Source organism: Sulfuricystis multivorans, assembly GCF_003966565.1.
In the GTDB taxonomy this organism is placed as follows: Bacteria; Pseudomonadota; Gammaproteobacteria; order Burkholderiales; family Rhodocyclaceae; genus Sulfuricystis; species Sulfuricystis multivorans.
The window spans coordinates 172,238-188,764 of record NZ_AP018718.1; the positions used below are offsets into that span (position 1 = coordinate 172,238).

16 protein-coding genes and 1 CRISPR repeat array are annotated in these 16,527 nt (G+C 59.3%); of the genes, 1 reads left to right on the forward strand and 15 read right to left on the reverse strand.

The genetic code is table 11. From position 1 onward, the window contains the following. Positions 1-115 precede the first annotated feature (115 nt). Entirely contained in the window at positions 116-1,126 is a 1,011-nt protein-coding gene (locus tag EL335_RS00830) for a Card1-like endonuclease domain-containing protein (RefSeq protein ID WP_126443797.1), read from the forward strand. A gap of 12 nt (positions 1,127-1,138) precedes the next feature. On the opposite strand, the gene EL335_RS00835 is transcribed toward EL335_RS00830, so the two are convergent. The 15 genes from EL335_RS00835 to EL335_RS00905 all read right to left on the reverse strand — a co-directional run bounded on the left by EL335_RS00835 (position 1,139) and on the right by EL335_RS00905 (position 16,515). Next, positions 1,139-1,681 carry a hypothetical protein gene (locus EL335_RS00835; protein WP_126443798.1) on the reverse strand — a complete coding sequence of 181 codons (543 nt, stop codon included), beginning with the start codon at positions 1,679-1,681 and terminating at the stop codon, positions 1,139-1,141. A gap of 459 nt (positions 1,682-2,140) precedes the next feature. Beyond that, positions 2,141-2,719 (reverse strand): DUF3782 domain-containing protein, encoded by a 579-nt coding sequence (locus EL335_RS00840; RefSeq protein WP_126443799.1) that lies wholly within the window; start codon positions 2,717-2,719, stop codon positions 2,141-2,143. A 98-nt stretch (positions 2,720-2,817) separates the two neighbouring features. Then, positions 2,818-6,936: direct repeats of the CRISPR family, unit length 36 nt; unit sequence GTCTTAATCCCTTTGAAATCAGGGCATGTTTCCTAC. A 109-nt stretch (positions 6,937-7,045) separates the two neighbouring features. Beyond that, positions 7,046-7,330 (reverse strand): CRISPR-associated endonuclease Cas2, encoded by a 285-nt coding sequence (gene cas2, locus EL335_RS00845; RefSeq protein ID WP_126443800.1) that lies wholly within the window; start codon positions 7,328-7,330, stop codon positions 7,046-7,048. Continuing rightward, positions 7,327-8,310: a CRISPR-associated endonuclease Cas1 gene (cas1, locus tag EL335_RS00850; protein ID WP_126443801.1), complete on the reverse strand. Its 984-nt coding sequence runs from the start codon at positions 8,308-8,310 to the stop codon at positions 7,327-7,329. Before cas1 ends, cas2 (EL335_RS00845) begins: the two co-directional genes overlap by 4 nt. 2 nt (positions 8,311-8,312) lie before the next feature. Next, positions 8,313-8,597, reverse strand: a complete 285-nt coding sequence (gene cas2, locus EL335_RS00855) for a CRISPR-associated endonuclease Cas2 (RefSeq protein WP_126443802.1) — start codon at positions 8,595-8,597, stop codon at positions 8,313-8,315. A 134-nt stretch (positions 8,598-8,731) separates the two neighbouring features. Then, the gene (gene csx16, locus EL335_RS00860) at positions 8,732-9,040 is read right to left on the reverse strand and encodes a CRISPR-associated protein Csx16 (RefSeq protein ID WP_126443803.1); all 309 of its coding nucleotides are present in this window, start codon (positions 9,038-9,040) and stop codon (positions 8,732-8,734) included. Positions 9,041-9,252: 212 nt separating this feature from the next. Then, positions 9,253-10,362 (reverse strand): CRISPR-associated ring nuclease Csm6, encoded by a 1,110-nt coding sequence (csm6, locus tag EL335_RS00865; RefSeq protein WP_126443804.1) that lies wholly within the window; start codon positions 10,360-10,362, stop codon positions 9,253-9,255. Between the two features lie 27 nt (positions 10,363-10,389). Further along, positions 10,390-10,791, reverse strand: coding sequence for a hypothetical protein (locus EL335_RS00870; RefSeq protein ID WP_172599983.1), 402 nt, complete (start codon positions 10,789-10,791; stop codon positions 10,390-10,392). Positions 10,792-10,896: 105 nt separating this feature from the next. Further along, positions 10,897-11,835 carry a CRISPR system precrRNA processing endoribonuclease RAMP protein Cas6 gene (gene cas6 / locus EL335_RS00875; RefSeq protein WP_126443805.1) on the reverse strand — a complete coding sequence of 313 codons (939 nt, stop codon included), beginning with the start codon at positions 11,833-11,835 and terminating at the stop codon, positions 10,897-10,899. Then, complete coding sequence (gene csx2, locus EL335_RS00880; protein WP_126443806.1) at positions 11,832-13,040, reverse strand: TIGR02221 family CRISPR-associated protein; 1,209 nt, start codon at positions 13,038-13,040, stop codon at positions 11,832-11,834. The genes cas6 and csx2 overlap by 4 nt, the downstream gene beginning before the upstream one ends. A 102-nt stretch (positions 13,041-13,142) precedes the next feature. Beyond that, positions 13,143-14,423, reverse strand: coding sequence for a type III-B CRISPR module RAMP protein Cmr6 (gene cmr6, locus EL335_RS00885; protein WP_172599984.1), 1,281 nt, complete (start codon positions 14,421-14,423; stop codon positions 13,143-13,145). A gap of 119 nt (positions 14,424-14,542) precedes the next feature. Beyond that, the gene (cmr5, locus tag EL335_RS00890; RefSeq protein WP_126443808.1) at positions 14,543-14,899 is read right to left on the reverse strand and encodes a type III-B CRISPR module-associated protein Cmr5; all 357 of its coding nucleotides are present in this window, start codon (positions 14,897-14,899) and stop codon (positions 14,543-14,545) included. After that, the gene (cmr4, locus tag EL335_RS00895) at positions 14,899-15,795 is read right to left on the reverse strand and encodes a type III-B CRISPR module RAMP protein Cmr4 (RefSeq protein WP_126443809.1); all 897 of its coding nucleotides are present in this window, start codon (positions 15,793-15,795) and stop codon (positions 14,899-14,901) included. The genes cmr5 and cmr4 overlap by 1 nt, the downstream gene beginning before the upstream one ends. 17 nt (positions 15,796-15,812) lie before the next feature. After that, positions 15,813-16,106, reverse strand: coding sequence for a nucleotidyltransferase family protein (locus tag EL335_RS00900; protein WP_126443810.1), 294 nt, complete (start codon positions 16,104-16,106; stop codon positions 15,813-15,815). Next, positions 16,099-16,515: a nucleotidyltransferase substrate binding protein gene (locus EL335_RS00905; protein WP_126443811.1), complete on the reverse strand. Its 417-nt coding sequence runs from the start codon at positions 16,513-16,515 to the stop codon at positions 16,099-16,101. The genes EL335_RS00900 and EL335_RS00905 overlap by 8 nt, the downstream gene beginning before the upstream one ends. Positions 16,516-16,527 lie beyond the last annotated feature (12 nt).

Here is a 16,527-nt window from a genome sequence, read left to right on the forward strand (position 1 = left end):
GTGCAGTGGTTGTAATGTAATGCCGATTTTATCCGCGCAGCAGGGCGAAACGGCATAGCAGCGTTTTATCCTGCTGCGCGCACGACATCCAGCCAGGAGCTTTGCCTTGCCCGTCATGACGAACGAAATCATCCTGCCCGAGTTTGGCTACGCGTCGCCGGCATTGGTCTGCCTCGTCTCCGACCAGCCGGTACCCAATCTCGCCGTGATGCTCGATCCCGCATTCGCGGCTATGCCCGCCGTGCTCGTCGCGGCGCCAGAACGCATCGCCCACGGCCAGTTTCTGGCTCACGCCCTCGATCGCCACGGCATCGTCAACCACCTCGTCGAGCTACGCGACGGCTTTGCGCTCGATCGATTGCGTGAAGACTTCGCCCGGTTGCGGCAGGCCCTGCCTCATGGCGTGCTGCTCAATCTCACGGGCGGCACCAAGCCGATGGCAATCGCTGCCTGGGAAGCCTTCGACCGCGTGAGCGACCGGACTTTCTACGTCGATATCCGAAACGATACGCTCGTCTGGTGGCGTCCATTCGGGGCGCCCCAACCCCTGGCCGATCGTTTTCCGCTCGAAACGCTCTTTTTGGCCAACGGGTTGAGCCTCGATGTCTCGCTGCCGCCGAACCGCACGCCGCCGCACGATCGGGAGATGCAGGAATTGCGCCAGCGCCTGCGCGAGCACCTTGGCAAAGACATGAAAGCCTCGCCCGGCGGCGGCGGATGGCTCGAACGGCTCGTATTTGGAGAAATTGCCGAGCTTGCGCGGCGGGACGGAAAAATCACCGATTGCGCGCGCTCGTTCCGCGTCCGGGAAAGCGTTGGCAACATTGGCTCCGCCAACGAAATCGATGTTGCCGTGCTGCGCGACAATGCCCTGTGGCTGATCGAATGCAAGACCGGTCATGTCGGCAAAGGGGCGGGGGCAATGGTGGCGTTGTTCAAGCTGGCCACGCTGCGCCGGCGCCTGGGAGGGATGCGTTCCGGCGCCCTGTTCGTCACCACACAAAAGGTAAGCGAGATGGTCTGCGAGCGCGGCCGTCAGCTGGGAGTGGGCATCATCGATCGCAGCCGGCTCGGAAACCTGCAGGGCAACCTGGCTGGACACCTGGCGCAGCCGCCCTGGCGCTAGAGCCAGCCTGTCTCAGAAACGCGGATGGCGCAGCGGACCGAAATTCACATAAGTGCCACCGTTGCCCCGATCGTTCTGGAACATCTTGATACGGCAGGAAAGATTGCCGAGCTCGGCGCCGACCATTGCGCCTACGACCACTGGGCAGGCGAGAAAGACCAGTAACTCATCTGCTCCCATGGCAATGATTTCGCCGACTTTGTCCTGTATTTCGTGCGCGAGCGCAGGCATCTCCTCGGCCTTGATTTCCCGCTCGCGGAAAACCCTCACGATTTGCTCGGAGGGCACGCTGCCTGGGCCATCAGGTTGATTCAGGAAACGCTCGACGGCGGCGCGGATATCTCTGCCGGGAATCAGATCGACGATCAACACCGCGGTGATCCGCCCCTTGGCATTGCGTGCCCGGTCGAGCCAGCGCGCCTGGCGACGCCGGCGCCCGAAGATCAGGTCATACCAAGTCCAGAAGATCGGCACCAGCGCGATCAGACCGAGCACGATGGATATCGGGTTCAGGACATTCTCGATGAAAGGAGTATTGAGGTTCCACTCGCTCATTGCGTTCAGACGACGTTCGGCGGAATTCCGCCATGCCAGTAGCTTCCAATCCCTTCGTGATCAGGGCATGTGTCGAGACGGCCAGGCCCTGGATTTTCATCGACAGCCGCCTGGATGAGCCTATGAACGTGATTCCGAAGCATCATAAAGCCTTCGCCCGCTCCAAGGAAACGCTGAAGAAGGCCGCGAGCGGGATGCAGCGCAAGGAGCAGTGAGCGCAGCGACCGAGAAAACGAGCCGAAGGCGAAGTTTCGGTGCAGGCCAACAGGAGCGAAGCGCAAGTCATGCCGGAACCACATAACATGGAGTTAGGCGAGGGAGCGACAACGAAGTTGCGGCGAAGGCTCACTTTGGCTTTGCCGAGGTCAAGCGAAGCGGCCGAAGCCAACACCGCGCAACGCGGCGATGCGCCCGCGCAGCAACTTATTCAGCGTTTCCCTAACGGACTCTGGGTCGAATCTACCACGCGCGCGGCATAAAGCCTGGAGCGTTTTGCAGCACCACGTCGTCGTCGGCCTGCACCAGCACATACAACCCCTGCGCTTCGGCATAGCGCGCTACCGACTCCGAGCAGCTCATTGCCGCCACCGCGCCGTGAAGGATTTTGTCGGCATACTGCGGCATCGCTGACTTGAGGATCGCTAACCGCGCCAAGTGCTCATCGACATCATCGGTGGAGAGGCGGCTTTTGCACTCCACGGCAATCGCGTGCTCGCCATTGATCACCAGGAGATCAACCTCCAGGATGCAGCGGCGCGCATCGTCATAGGCGCGCACATTGGGCAGCACCTGATGCACCGGGATGCCTTGTGCCTGAAACAGCCCCACCACCGCCGGCTGCACCATGTCCTGGACGAACTCACCCAGCCGGTTGCCCAAATGCCCCAGCTGGCGCTTGAGCTCGCGAATCTGGCGGTCGGTTTCCTTGTTCGATTCGCGCAGCTCGCGGATCAGTTGGTCGGTCTCTTTCGACTGCTCGGCAAGTTGGGCGATCATCTGCTTGATGTCGTCCCAGGAGAGATCGGTTGCGGTGCTCATCGGTGCTGCTCCTCGATGGAAGGTGTTGCGCCTAGCCTAGCACACCATTGAGATCAAAAGACTCGATCGGCTCGAAATGGGAGTAAGTGGCAGCTCCTTGCCAAATCCCTTTGAAATCAGGGCATGTTTCCTACCGAATTCTTGCGGCGTCTCCGATCGTCGTTGTCGTCTTAATCCCTTTAAAATCAGGGCATGTTTCCTACCAAGAACGAAGAGGAGAAAACGGCCGAAACCCAAGGTCTTAATCCCTTTGAAATCAGGGCATGTTTCCTACAAAAGTCGCTTCGATTTTGAAGGTCGAGTAGTGTCTTAATCCCTTTGAAATCAGGGCATGTTTCCTACTCTCGGCTTACGAGCAGGCCGAGAACAAGACTTTGTCTTAATCCCTTTGAAATCAGGGCATGTTTCCTACCTGTGTCTCAAGACGATTTTGATACCGCTTTTGGGTCTTAATCCCTTTGAAATCAGGGCATGTTTCCTACTGGAGCCGAGCTATTAAGGTGATGAACGGCTGGTGTCTTAATCCCTTTGAAATCAGGGCATGTTTCCTACTCTAATCCTCGGCCGCCGCGGATTGAACGATGCCCGTCTTAATCCCTTTGAAATCAGGGCATGTTTCCTACGAAAAGCGCCGCACCTAAAGAGTTGGCCACTCGCGCGTCTTAATCCCTTTGAAATCAGGGCATGTTTCCTACCACAAGGGGTTGTGGAAACGAGGGGTTTCTTCGGTCTTAATCCCTTTGAAATCAGGGCATGTTTCCTACTGGGCATCTGGTTCGGGCTACCGGCTGGCGTTCCAGTCTTAATCCCTTTGAAATCAGGGCATGTTTCCTACAAGATTTCGATATCGCTTTTGGCGGTATCGAGCTTGTCTTAATCCCTTTGAAATCAGGGCATGTTTCCTACGCCGCTGGTGATCAAGTGGCCGTTGCCGCCCTCGTCTTAATCCCTTTGAAATCAGGGCATGTTTCCTACTGCGAGGTGCGGGACGCTTTTAAACAAGCGTATGTCTTAATCCCTTTGAAATCAGGGCATGTTTCCTACGAACTTACGCATGCCCAGATGGATGCCCTTAACTGGTCTTAATCCCTTTGAAATCAGGGCATGTTTCCTACAAGTAGTTGGTTTGTTCTCGGCTTACGAGCAAGGTCTTAATCCCTTTGAAATCAGGGCATGTTTCCTACGTTAGTCTCGGTGCAAGCCGAGACTTTCCAGATGTCTTAATCCCTTTGAAATCAGGGCATGTTTCCTACTGCAGATGCTGATCTTTACATCGATGCTAGGAGACAAGTCTTAATCCCTTTGAAATCAGGGCATGTTTCCTACAGTAGATATTGTGATATTAGGGATGCCTTTAAGGCGTCTTAATCCCTTTGAAATCAGGGCATGTTTCCTACAGCGACTTTACGAAAAGTCGCTTCGATTTTGAAGTCTTAATCCCTTTGAAATCAGGGCATGTTTCCTACCACTTCTGAAGGTCGAGTAGTTCGACCTTCACGTGTCTTAATCCCTTTGAAATCAGGGCATGTTTCCTACCGTCTGTAGACGCCGAGACTTTCCAGATACCACGCGTCTTAATCCCTTTGAAATCAGGGCATGTTTCCTACACAGCGTTCGATACCGCTTTTGGCGGTATCCCCCTTGTCTTAATCCCTTTGAAATCAGGGCATGTTTCCTACGCAAGCCGAGAACAAGACTTTTGCCGCGCGCGAGTCTTAATCCCTTTGAAATCAGGGCATGTTTCCTACTTTCGTCTTGCGATGAGGCGACCCTTAGGAAGGTGTCTTAATCCCTTTGAAATCAGGGCATGTTTCCTACCGAGAAGTTCGCGCGCGCCCTGGCGTCATTACTGGTCTTAATCCCTTTGAAATCAGGGCATGTTTCCTACGTCTCCTTTTCAAGGCTATCCGAATGACATGAGTTGTCTTAATCCCTTTGAAATCAGGGCATGTTTCCTACACACAAGAGGACAAAAAACGGAATCGTTCGCGTCGTCTTAATCCCTTTGAAATCAGGGCATGTTTCCTACCCATGAACCAAGCACCAGTAGTATCCCCGTCCGAGCGTCTTAATCCCTTTGAAATCAGGGCATGTTTCCTACGCGGCATCGGTAGCAGAAATGCGTGGTTCCACTAGTCTTAATCCCTTTGAAATCAGGGCATGTTTCCTACATTTCTGCATGCGATGAGGTCACTCTTAAAAAAGGTCTTAATCCCTTTGAAATCAGGGCATGTTTCCTACCTAGCCACAAGCACGACCTCGTCGTGGTATGCCTCGGTCTTAATCCCTTTGAAATCAGGGCATGTTTCCTACCGATTGCAGGAATGCAGTGGTTGGCGAAATGGTCTTAATCCCTTTGAAATCAGGGCATGTTTCCTACTCACGAGGAGCGCAACCATGCCTGCACAAACCGTCTTAATCCCTTTGAAATCAGGGCATGTTTCCTACAGAAGTTCGCGCGCGCACTTGCCGGGGTTCTGGTGTCTTAATCCCTTTGAAATCAGGGCATGTTTCCTACCCATGAACGGTTGGTTGGTTTCGGTTTCGGCCGAGTCTTAATCCCTTTGAAATCAGGGCATGTTTCCTACAAGGAGAGGAAAATGAAAGCATCACACAAGTTCAAGTCTTAATCCCTTTGAAATCAGGGCATGTTTCCTACTCATAAGTGAGGATTGGAAAGAACGGCACGTCTTAATCCCTTTGAAATCAGGGCATGTTTCCTACACGACTGGATTTCGGAAATGGCACCGGCTTATATGTCTTAATCCCTTTGAAATCAGGGCATGTTTCCTACGCGGCGTGGGTTTCTGGCATGAGTAAAATCATGCGTCTTAATCCCTTTGAAATCAGGGCATGTTTCCTACCCGGCCACTAGTGACGACGCGCGCGATAAGGCGTGGTCTTAATCCCTTTGAAATCAGGGCATGTTTCCTACTTCCTCCACCGCCTCAACACCGATATAGCGCCGGCAGTCTTAATCCCTTTGAAATCAGGGCATGTTTCCTACTTTTACTCATGCCAGAATCCGAAGCTCTCGCGTTGGTCTTAATCCCTTTGAAATCAGGGCATGTTTCCTACCCCATCCCTACCAAGGGCGCGCCGTAGCTGCCCTGTCTTAATCCCTTTGAAATCAGGGCATGTTTCCTACCTTGCCTTGATGGCAAGGGCGAAGAAGAAGGAAGGTCTTAATCCCTTTGAAATCAGGGCATGTTTCCTACTGGTCACGCGCGATAAAGGTCATGAATTCATGGCTGTCTTAATCCCTTTGAAATCAGGGCATGTTTCCTACCGCTTTGGAAGTCGTCATCCTTGCCGCAGCGGCGTCTTAAGTCTTAATCCCTTTGAAATCAGGGCATGTTTCCTACCCGCACTTCTGAAGGTAGAGTGATCTACCTTTATGTCTTAATCCCTTTGAAATCAGGGCATGTTTCCTACAACGAGATTAGGGAAATACTCAAAAAAGGCCCAGGTCTTAATCCCTTTGAAATCAGGGCATGTTTCCTACGTGCGGGCAGGAAAGCGAAAGAAGAGGCGCCCAAAGTCTTAATCCCTTTGAAATCAGGGCATGTTTCCTACTCTACACGTTCATCGAAGCAATGGCCGACGTGCCGTCTTAATCCCTTTGAAATCAGGGCATGTTTCCTACACTGATCATGGCAATAAATGAATACGCTATCCGTGTGTCTTAATCCCTTTGAAATCAGGGCATGTTTCCTACAAAGGGGTTCGTGATGAACTGGATCTTGGAAGAGCGTCTTAATCCCTTTGAAATCAGGGCATGTTTCCTACTTACCGCTACCGCTAACGTTGACGCGCTGTTGGAAGTCTTAATCCCTTTGAAATCAGGGCATGTTTCCTACTCCGCTCGTGCGCAACAGCGCGAGCGGGTTGGTGCCGTCTTAATCCCTTTGAAATCAGGGCATGTTTCCTACAAGAAAAAATGCGTGAATTCCAGATTGCCTTCAATCGTCTTAATCCCTTTGAAATCAGGGCATGTTTCCTACGATGGTGCTCATGGCATTTACGTTCCGCAAATCTTGTCTTAATCCCTTTGAAATCAGGGCATGTTTCCTACCCTGATGCCCAAGGTGAATTTGTTAAGTTCTAAAGCGTCTTAATCCCTTTGAAATCAGGGCATGTTTCCTACCTGTCGGCTGTTGTAGGGTCGGACTATTCGTAGTGTCTTAATCCCTTTGAAATCAGGGCATGTTTCCTACTGTCAGCCTATCAAAACATCTTGCCAATCAATGTGTTGCAGCAGACGGTCTGGACGGCGACGCAAGCTTGGCGAGATGTCTTCCAGCGGGTGCTTCATGGCTCATTACTTTACCACGCCGGTGGAAGATTGCTCCACTGGATGCCTTCCGGCAAGGTGGCCTTGCCCAGCCGCGCCTTGAAGCCGCGGGCAGGCAGGGGATAGGCGCGCAGGTCGTCTTCGCCGTCATCGATCAGCCGCGCAAGCTCGTCCATGATGCGGTTCAGCTGCCGCTCGTCTCCGCTGAAGAGAAATACCGAGTATTGCAAAGGCATGGCGTGCTTCTTGAGATGGCGGAACACGCGCGCAAGACGCCGCGGATCGGCGATGTCGTAGCAGATCACGAATTCGCTCATTCGCCGTCTCCGCTGTGCGCTTGGCCGGCGCTGACTGGCGCTTCGAGCGCATGGCCAACGCGCTCGGCCAGGGTTTCGACTTCAGCCTGGATGCCGGCGCGCAGCACTTCGCTGTATTCCTCATAGGCCGCGTAATAACGCGCTCGTCCGGCCTTGCCGAGCAGGCAGCCATTTTCCGTGGTGGAAAAGTCGTCCCGCGGCGAGAGCGTTTGCTTTTTGACGAGCCGCAGGCAAAATCGGTCGCACAGGGGGCGCAAGGCTTCGAGCAGGTCGGCGGCGAGCGATTCGCGGCCGAAATCGAGGGCGTGATAAAAGCCGACGTAAGGATCGAAGCCAGCGCCATAGAGCGCGATGGCGAGTTCCGCATGGGCGAGCGTGTAGGTGAGCGAAAGCAGCGCGTTGAAGGGGTCTTTCGGCGGTCGGCGGTTGCGGCTTTTGAATTGCCACGATTCCGGCACCACGGCTTTGAGCCCGTCGAAATAGCAGGCGGCGGCCGAACCTTCGATGCCGCGCAGCCGGGCGAGGCTGTCGGCGCTTGGCAGCCGCTGCTTGTGTCCGGCGATGAGCTGCATCGCGTGCGTGAGCTCGTAGCGCGCCTGCATGTCGCGGCTGCGCAGTTCATCGAACCATTCGATCTGGTGGTCGATCTTGCGCTCGATCAGGGCGCGCGCGTATGTCAGGCAAAAGCTGGCATCGAGGCTTTTTTCGATCTGCGCGACGCGCCGGGCGGCGTCATTGTGCGGGCGAGCGAGAAGCAGGCTGGGCTTGCCACGGCGACCGGAGAGAATGACCACGCCGACGCCTTGCTCGCCGAGCTTGCCCAACAGGCTCGCCGAGAGTGTCACCTCCCCGCGCAAAAAGACGCGCGTCAAGGGGGCGATCGGCACGGTGCCGATGCGCTCGCCGTTTTCGCGGAAGACGATGGCGCCGGATTCGAGCTCGAGATGAGCGCCGCGGCGGTCGACGAACAGGCTGCTCATGATCAGACGATGGCGAAGAATCCGTCGGTGAAGTGCTTGGCGCGGCCGAAGAGCCGCGGCTTCATGCGCGGGTCGAGGCCGAGGAAATGCACGCGGTCTGCGTCGAGGTCGATCATCGCTTCGAGTTCGGCGCGGATCGCGGCCAGTTGTGCCGGCGTGACCCAGATTTCGAATACCGATTTCTGGCCGGCGACTTTGTAGCCGGTCAGATAGCGGCATACGCGGTGAAGCCGCCGTTCATCGGCGATGTCGTAGGCGACGATGGTGAGGTGGCGCTGTGTGTCCATGCCGCCATTGTGCAAGCGTCGGCGCTGGCGAGCCGGCACGGCAAGCTTGTCGGAGGAGGGTCTCGGTCGGTGCGCTCGCGCCGGGCGGGCATGCCGCGGCGTGGCGCCGACCTGGGCGCCACGGGCGGCGGCGATCAGGGGCGAAGTGTTTTTCCGGTGGGGGCGACGACGTATTCTTCGAGGCGCGCATCGAGCGCTTTGAGCGTTTGCGCATCGAGCTCCTGACCGCGCAGATGGGCGGGCAGATCGAGCGAGAGGTTGAAGTAGCGCGCGCCGCGCGCGCACACCTGCGCGGCCAGATGCACCGGCAAGGAGCCGATCACGACGTCGCCGGCTTGGAGCATGCCCGGGTCGAGATGCGGCACATGGACATCGAATGCCACTTGCGCGGCGCGCGCCCAGTCGAGCGCGCCGGGGTGACGACTGACGAAGTAGGTGGTCATGGTTCAACTCAGATTGTCCATTGGAACGCGAGCGGGTATCAAAAGCGAGGGCGAGCAGGTTTGCGTCACCGCGACGAGCCAATAACCCTGTCTGGCGATACGCGGGGGCGGAAAGATGCCGCCCGCAGCGTGTAAACCGCAGCGTAGGGCAATGAAATGATCGTATCGGATGTTCATGGCGAATCAGCCCGGTCTCAATGGACAATCTGGGTTCAACGAATGTCGATGCGTTCGGCTTCCAGCGGCAGGGCATTGGGGCCGCGCGGGGGAATCTGGTAGCGGCGGGCGGCCGTCTTGCCCAATGCGGCTTCGAAGGCGCGGTTGATGCGCGATTTGTGCGGCTGGAAGTATTCGCCGAGGCGGATGGCGGCATCGCGCCGCCAGTCGAGGGCTTCTTCGATGCGCTCGTAGTCGCCGCTCATGGGGTTGAATACTTCTTTGGCCACGCGCAGGAATTCATCACACGCCGCGGGCGTGGTCCAATCCACCATGGGCTCGCCCGCCTGGGCGCGCCGCGCCAGCCATAGGAGGAGAGCGAACTCGGTGGCGGAAAGGTTGAGGGCAATCTCGTCCGCCCAGGCCGCGCGCGTCGCCAGATCCAGCACCAGCCGGGGCGGATGTTGGGCGCGCTCCGCGGCGGCCACGACTTCGCTCATGCTGGCCTGTCCGTCGAGCAGCCGGGGAGGCAGTCCCTCGCGCAGGCGCACGAAGGGAATCTCGGCGAGCGTCACCTTGGCCTCGCGGCAGTCGGCGAGCTTGCCGTCGCGTGTCTGGATGATGCGCTCGTAGGGCGTGGGGTAGAAAAACTCCCAGCTCGATTCGAAGGGTTCGGACACGAGCACGTGGGAGAGCCTGTCCTGGGGGCGACCGAAGAGCGACAGGGCATAACCCAGGTAATAGCCCATCGTCTTGCGTCCGCCGGCAATGGAGACGTGCAACGCGGCCTGCGGGTCGCTGGTGAGGCTGCGCACGATTTCGGTGATGCGATCCGCGGCATGCGTGTTGTCCGCCGGGGTGCGGATGTCGTCCAGTGGCCGGCCTTCTCCATCCGAGAAGGTCTCGATGTGGTTTTCATCGAAGGTAATGGCGGACACGCGGAAATCCCGGCACAGCCGCCTGAACCAGCCGGGATCGTCCGAGAGCAGCGCCAGCCGCGCCCGCGCCGCGCCCTCGCGAGTGGTGATGAGGCGCACCTCGGTGGGCACGAAGGGCGTGGGCTGGGCAATAAGCGCATAAAGGGTCTCGGTGATGATCTGCGGGGTCAGGCCGCTGACCGCCAGCAGGATGCGCCTTGGGTAGGTGTGGGGCTGTTCCGGTGCCATGTCATGCTGGGAAATGGTTGGGGGTCGTCAGCTCGCCTTGTCCGTTTGGGCGGGGAGTTCGGCTGTGATGCCTGTGCACTTCTTCTGGATGGCCACCTGCTGCAGGGCGTCGTATTCGCCTTTGAGGCGGGCGTATTCGGCTTCCTGATCCTTGGTGCCGCCCAGGGCGAAGAGGGCCGGCCAGAAGAGAATGACGCCCACGCCCGTGATGGCCTTGTCGTTGGCGGCGGCTTCGTCGAGCCGACCGGCGAGCTGGGTGGCGCGGGTGTGCACGCGCTGCATCTCTGCGCTGATCTGTCCGCAGTCGTACTGCTGGTATTGCAGGGGCGAGACGGATTGCGCGGCGATGTCCTTGGCGGCGGTCGCGCAGCCGGCCATCTGGCTGGTGGCAAAAATCGCGGCGGTGAGTGTGGCGGCAGCTTTGTTCATGTCGTTCTCCTGTCAAAGAAAAGATGGCACGATTGCCATTGCCGCAGTGTGCCCAGAAAAACGACGTGCTGCCGGGGTCGCAAGCTTGCAGGATATCACCGCTGGTCAGGCGTCAAGGCGATAGCCGCCCAGCCCGAAGGTGGCTTCCTTGCCGACATGGAGCCACTGGCCAAGGTGGAGAAACGGCGCGAAGGGCGCAAGATCACCGGTGAGGAACCACTCGCCCACGACGCCGCCCAGGCTCATCTTTTTCTGCTGGCGCGAGGAGTAGCGCGTCCAATCCTGAAAGTCTAGCTGCGTTTCGCTCTCGATCGTCTCGGCATGCTTGGCGAGCGCCGGAAAGTCGAGCGCAAGCGGTCCGTCACCATGAAACTCGCACAGCAAGGCCACACGGCGCACCAAGGCCATGAGGAGCTTGCGCGCCGTGTGTTCCTCGACGGTGGCGCGGCGGCCGTTGGTCTGCAACCTCAGCGGTGTGTGGAAATGCAACCGCGCCGCCTGGTTCATGGCCGCCGCGGCTGGCGGCGTGGTGTCATGGGGCGCGATGGCATCCCCCGGGCCCTCGAGGATGACCTGCTCGCTCATCCCCTCATGCACGACTCGCATCAGCTCCGCCGTGCCATCGCCTTTTCCGACGCCGCGCCGGAAGGCCTTGACGTGGGCCCAGAGGACGAGCGGCAGCTGCGCAAGCGCGCGCCCCGCTAGAACGATGTGAAAGGCCAGACGCTCGCCGGGCTGATAAAGGCGCTCGCCCATTTCCGGCGGCTCGATCACGTAGGGACGCGGCACCTGGGAAAAATCCTGCAGCGATGGCGCGTGATGCTGCGGCGGACGAGTCTCGAAGATCGCCGCATAGGGACAGGTGTGGATGAGCGGACAGCCTTCGCAGACAGGCTTGCGCGTCATGCACGACGCGGCGCGCAGCGCCCCGCCCCAGGCCCCGCGCAGCGTGGAACCGGCATAGGCGGGCAAATGCAGCGGCCGGGTGACTTCGAATTCGAGACGGTAGCGGGCGAGGGGAAGGGCGATGTCGGCTACGATCATGGCGTGTTGGTCAATCGGCTCAAGGTTGCTTCCAATTCGCGCCGGAGACGTTCGGGATTGCGCATCAGCTTGGCGTGCGGTTCGTGGCTGGGCGGCGTTCCGTGGGCGCAGGCATTGCGCACGTTCTTGAGCAGCCAGTAGGCATTGCGCTTCCAGTCGGCATGCCCGCCTTCCCGTGCCTCGCCCTGAAAGCGCTCATCGGCGGCCTTTCGCGCGTTGAAGTCCAGGGGGTTGGCGCCTTCTGCCTCCACCTCGCGGGCAAGAAAGCTTTCCAGACCGAAAATGCTGGCGCGCAGCACATCGCCGCGCTCGAGGCTTTGCAAGGCCAGCAGACGAAATTTCTCCGAAAGTGTCTTGGCGTGGCACCAGCGCAGCGCCTTTTGCAGGCGCGCGCGAAACAGCCAGGAGGCGCCCGCGAGCGGCGCTTCGAGCGCCTTGAGCGCGGAACTCAGGCTCTTCGCGGCGTCCTTGACATTGGTGAGCACCAGAAAGTGCCAGGCGCGGGTGAGTGCCTCTGCTGCTTGCTGCGGAAAATCGTCGCGGATGAGAAGCGGCGCGAAACGGGAAAAATCGCCGCTCGCCTCATAGGCTTCAAAAGCCTCGGCCCATTCTTGCAGATGCGCCAGGCCATCGAGAGTGACCACGGGCGTGATGCCGCCCTGGGTCATGTCGAGCGCGCCATAGTAGAGGCCGGCCACTTTCACCTCGCGCTCATGGGCAAGATAGCGGGCGGCGGCAAAGCCCAGCATGGCCAGATGGCGAAAGCCGTGGGTGAGATCGAGGGCGACCTGCTCTTGCCGCCCCAGATGGTCGGCAAGGCGCGTGAGTACTTCTTCCTGCTCGGCAAACGTGACGCAAGACGGGATGAGCAGACCTTGCACGGGGCGGCCGAGGCTCGCCGTCATCGCAGGTGACAAGGCATCGAGCAGGCCCTGGGTGACCGTGCCGGCACGCACGGCGTCGAACAATTCCAGGCGCAGCTCCTCGGCAGCATCGTCGCCGGCGACGTTTTCCACGAGCATGTCCCACATGCTCGATGCCGTGCCGAGCACGATGACGCGCTCGGCGCCGAGATGATCCGCCAAGGCCAGTCCGAAGTAGGCCGTTTCGTGCTCGCTGCCATCGGGCATGCGGTAGCGGGCGGTGCGATAGCCGGTCTTGCTGTCGAGCTGGCTTTTGCCGAGGAAAGAAATGAGCGTGGCCATGCGTTGCTCCAGTGAAATTCAGAACCAGGAAAAGTTAGCGAAGGACACGGGCGCGTGGATCTGTCCTGATCACCCAAGGGATGTTGGATGACGAGAAAGAGGTCATGGCGCCTCCACCCGCACGAGTGTCTGTCCTGCAACATGAGCCATGACTTTGACGAACTGATTGGTTTCCACTTTCTCGCGGATCTCCGCAGGCAAAGAAGAGAGAAGTTCTTCACCCCTAGGGGCGAGGGCGATCGCCGTTTTGCCGTCTTTCTCGGCAGTGAGAGCCTTGTTGGCGCGGTTGAACTTGAGTCTTGCGCCGGGCCAGGCCACGGCAGCTTCCTGCTCGCGCAGGGCGCGCTCTTCTTCGGCTTGTCGTTTTCGTTCGTCAAGCCGCGCTGCCCGCATGGGCGCGCTTTCCATCGCGCCATAGCCCACCGCCGTCTTGGCGCCAAAGCCGAGCCATTGGAAGGCATGCTCGAAGGCGGCGGCAAGCAGCGTCGTCCAGTGCGAGTTGCCTTCGACGAGCAGATCGGGCGCACCGTCGAGTTTGTTTCTCGTCAGCCGCGCCAGATGGGCTACGTCGCAGACGACATGGAAGCAGAATGTCGAGCCGGGCGGCACGGTGAGGAAGGCGATGGGATTGGGCTGGCCACTGTCGTGGGGCGAGACGCTGTCGCCGCTCTTGCGCTCCCTTTTCTCCTGATAGTAGTGCGACTGGTGCGGGGTCATGATCTCGACCATGAGCGCATTGCCCGCGATCTCGGGAATCACGTCCCAGAAGGCAAGCGCACCGCGCACGGCGTTTGAATCTCCCGGCGGTGGTTCGCGCCCAAAGAGGACTTCGAGCACGGAAAGCAGAATCGGGTTTCCCCGATCGTCCTTGACCTCTTCGAGCTCACCGTTCGATTTGCACCGCATGAGCGGGTACGCCGCGTCTTTGTTCCAACCTTTCTTGTCGCCCCACATGCCGCTGGCCAGCTCCTCGGCCGCGCGGCGCACCACGCCCTTCACGCCGCTGCCGGGCAGATAGGGCAGGCCATAGGGCCACAGGAAGGCGAAGCCGTTCTCGAGCGGGTGCTCGTTGCCAAGGCCGGTGGTGAAGGGGGCAGTGGCGGTGGCGCAGATGGCCAAGCCCATTTCCTGACCGGCGCGGGCGGTAAAGGCGGCGCGTTGGCGGGTAACCAGTGCGCGCATGCCATCCTGATCGTGATCATTGAGCCAGGCGATTTCTTTCCACGCTTGACGGGCAGCAAAATCGTTCTTTTCCCACAAGCCTGGAAGCGCTCGACGGCTGTGCTGACGCAGGGCCTGGATCGTCGCCTCCATGCCCTGCTGCTGGAGCAACTGGGCAATGTATTCGCCTTCTCGACTCTTTGCCGAAGCGCGTTTTTTCACTTCCGCCTCCTGATCTGGGCGGGAGGTCCAAATCGGCAAATACATCCCAAACCGCATCCCAGGCGATGCGGTTTTGAAGTCACTTCCAAGGTATTGGGGTGCGGCGGCAATGGGCATTGTCAACCTCCTATGCGCGCGCTGGCCATTTGCCTCAACCACTTGAGCCAGGCGAAGGCTTCGCTGGTAATCATTTGAAAGCGGCGGGCATCGGCCTGCATCAGATGCTGCATGAAGCCTTCAAAGTCGCTGGGCGTGCCGCACTGCTGATGAAGCCAGTCGCGCAAGTGCTGGGCAAGGGTCTCGTGCCGCCCGCCCTTGTCGTGCAGGAAGGCCATGACCTGCATCAGCCCCGAGTTCATGATGAGCGCTGGCAAGCCCTTGGCGTCGTTGACGTAATCCCTGCCATGGCGCGCGATCCCATCTCCGGCCTTGTCCCAGGCGTGCTGGGCGCGTTGTTGTTCGAGTGTCTGTGGCATCACTTACCCTCCAGAACTTTCGCCACGACCAATCCCCGCCCAGTCGTGGCATCGCCGCCGATCTGCAGGAGCCTGCCGTCGATGACGTTCTTGATGTGCGCCATGACCGCCTCGGCGGGAAGCTCATCCTTACCGGCACGCGTCTGGCTCGCCATCAGCGGGGCGATGAGCAGCGACTCGGGCGGCAGGTTCTCGGTGTAGAAAAGCCCGCCATCGTCGGCGGTGCCGGTTGCGTCATCAATGCGCACGTGCGGTTCGACGAGGGTCGCATGCTCGGCGAAGTAGGCAAAGTCGGTATCGGACAGCACGACGAGGTCGGTCTTGAGCTTGTCGGCGAAGTAGCGGTAGGCCTCACCTGCGGGCAGCACCTTGGCGGCGACGTCTTCCGAGAGCTTGGGCAAATCTTGCGACACTTTCGCGGTGTATTCGAACGCTTCCAGATGCAGCTTGTCGCCGGAGAGCAAGGCCGGGTTGGCGATGAGGCACTGGCCTTCCTCGACCACGGGCAAGGCCGGCCAGTTCACATCGACACCGATCAAGGCGAGCAGCCGACGCGCCCGCTCGATGGCGGTGGGACAGGTGGCATAGACGTAGGCCCCCTTGAGAGCACGCACCGGTAAGGCGACGAGCTGGGCGTCGCCAAAGCTCACCGCGCCGGCGTGCAGGCTGTTGCTGCTGGACTCTGGTCCAAACAGCCGATCGAGGAGCGCCGAATCACCGCCCAAGGCTTTGAAGCCGTGCCGCACCGCGCCCTTGATGCCGGAGCCGGCAAAGCAGGGGTGATGGGTATGGCGCTCGCGCTGGATCGGGTTGTCGATGACGCCGATCGCCTGGCCCGCGCCCATGTGCACGGGGGAGATGGCGTAGAGAAAGATGGCGGCATGCTTTTCGAACATAGGTTCCCCTTTCTATCTCAAATTGCGAGCTTCTGTCCTTCGCATTGGATGGCTTGGCGCAGGCTGGCAGGCGCATCCGACCAGTAGAGCAGATCGACCCGGAATGGCAGATCGCTTTCTTCGAAATCCAACGCCAGCGCCGCGCGGGTGTGGTCATCGACGGGTTCGCCCATGATCATCAGATCGAGGTCGGAATATGGCTTGGCTCGACCGCGGGCACGTGAACCGAATATCCGCACTTCGCGGCCGGGTAGATGGTCGGCGAGAATGCGGCGCACGATGGCGAGCGCGTTGTCATCGAGATCAAGCATCCTGGGCCTCCCGTTGCTTCAACCGCGCAAGCAGCGCGCGCGCATGGTCGGCAAAGGCGGGCAGGATTGCGGCCACTTCCGCGGCCCGGGCGGCATCGTAGGTGTGGGAGGTGAGATTGCGCTTGTCGCGATAGACGAACCATGCCGGCACCTCGCTCGCGTCGATGAGCCCATGTTCCGCGCCAGAGCGAATCAGCGTGCGATAGCTCATCGCATCGACCTCCTGCGCATTGGGCAGATCCATTTCCAGCCTGCGCTTGAGGCTTTTCCAGGCAAGCTCGAAGGTGAATTCGAAGCGCTGGATGCAGGCATCGCGCAGCTCTTCGTCGGCGGGAGCGCTCGAGGCGCGTTGCAAGGCGCGATCGAGCGCGGACAATGCCTTTTCGAATGAGCTGAGATCGAGTTTCATGCGTTTTCCCTT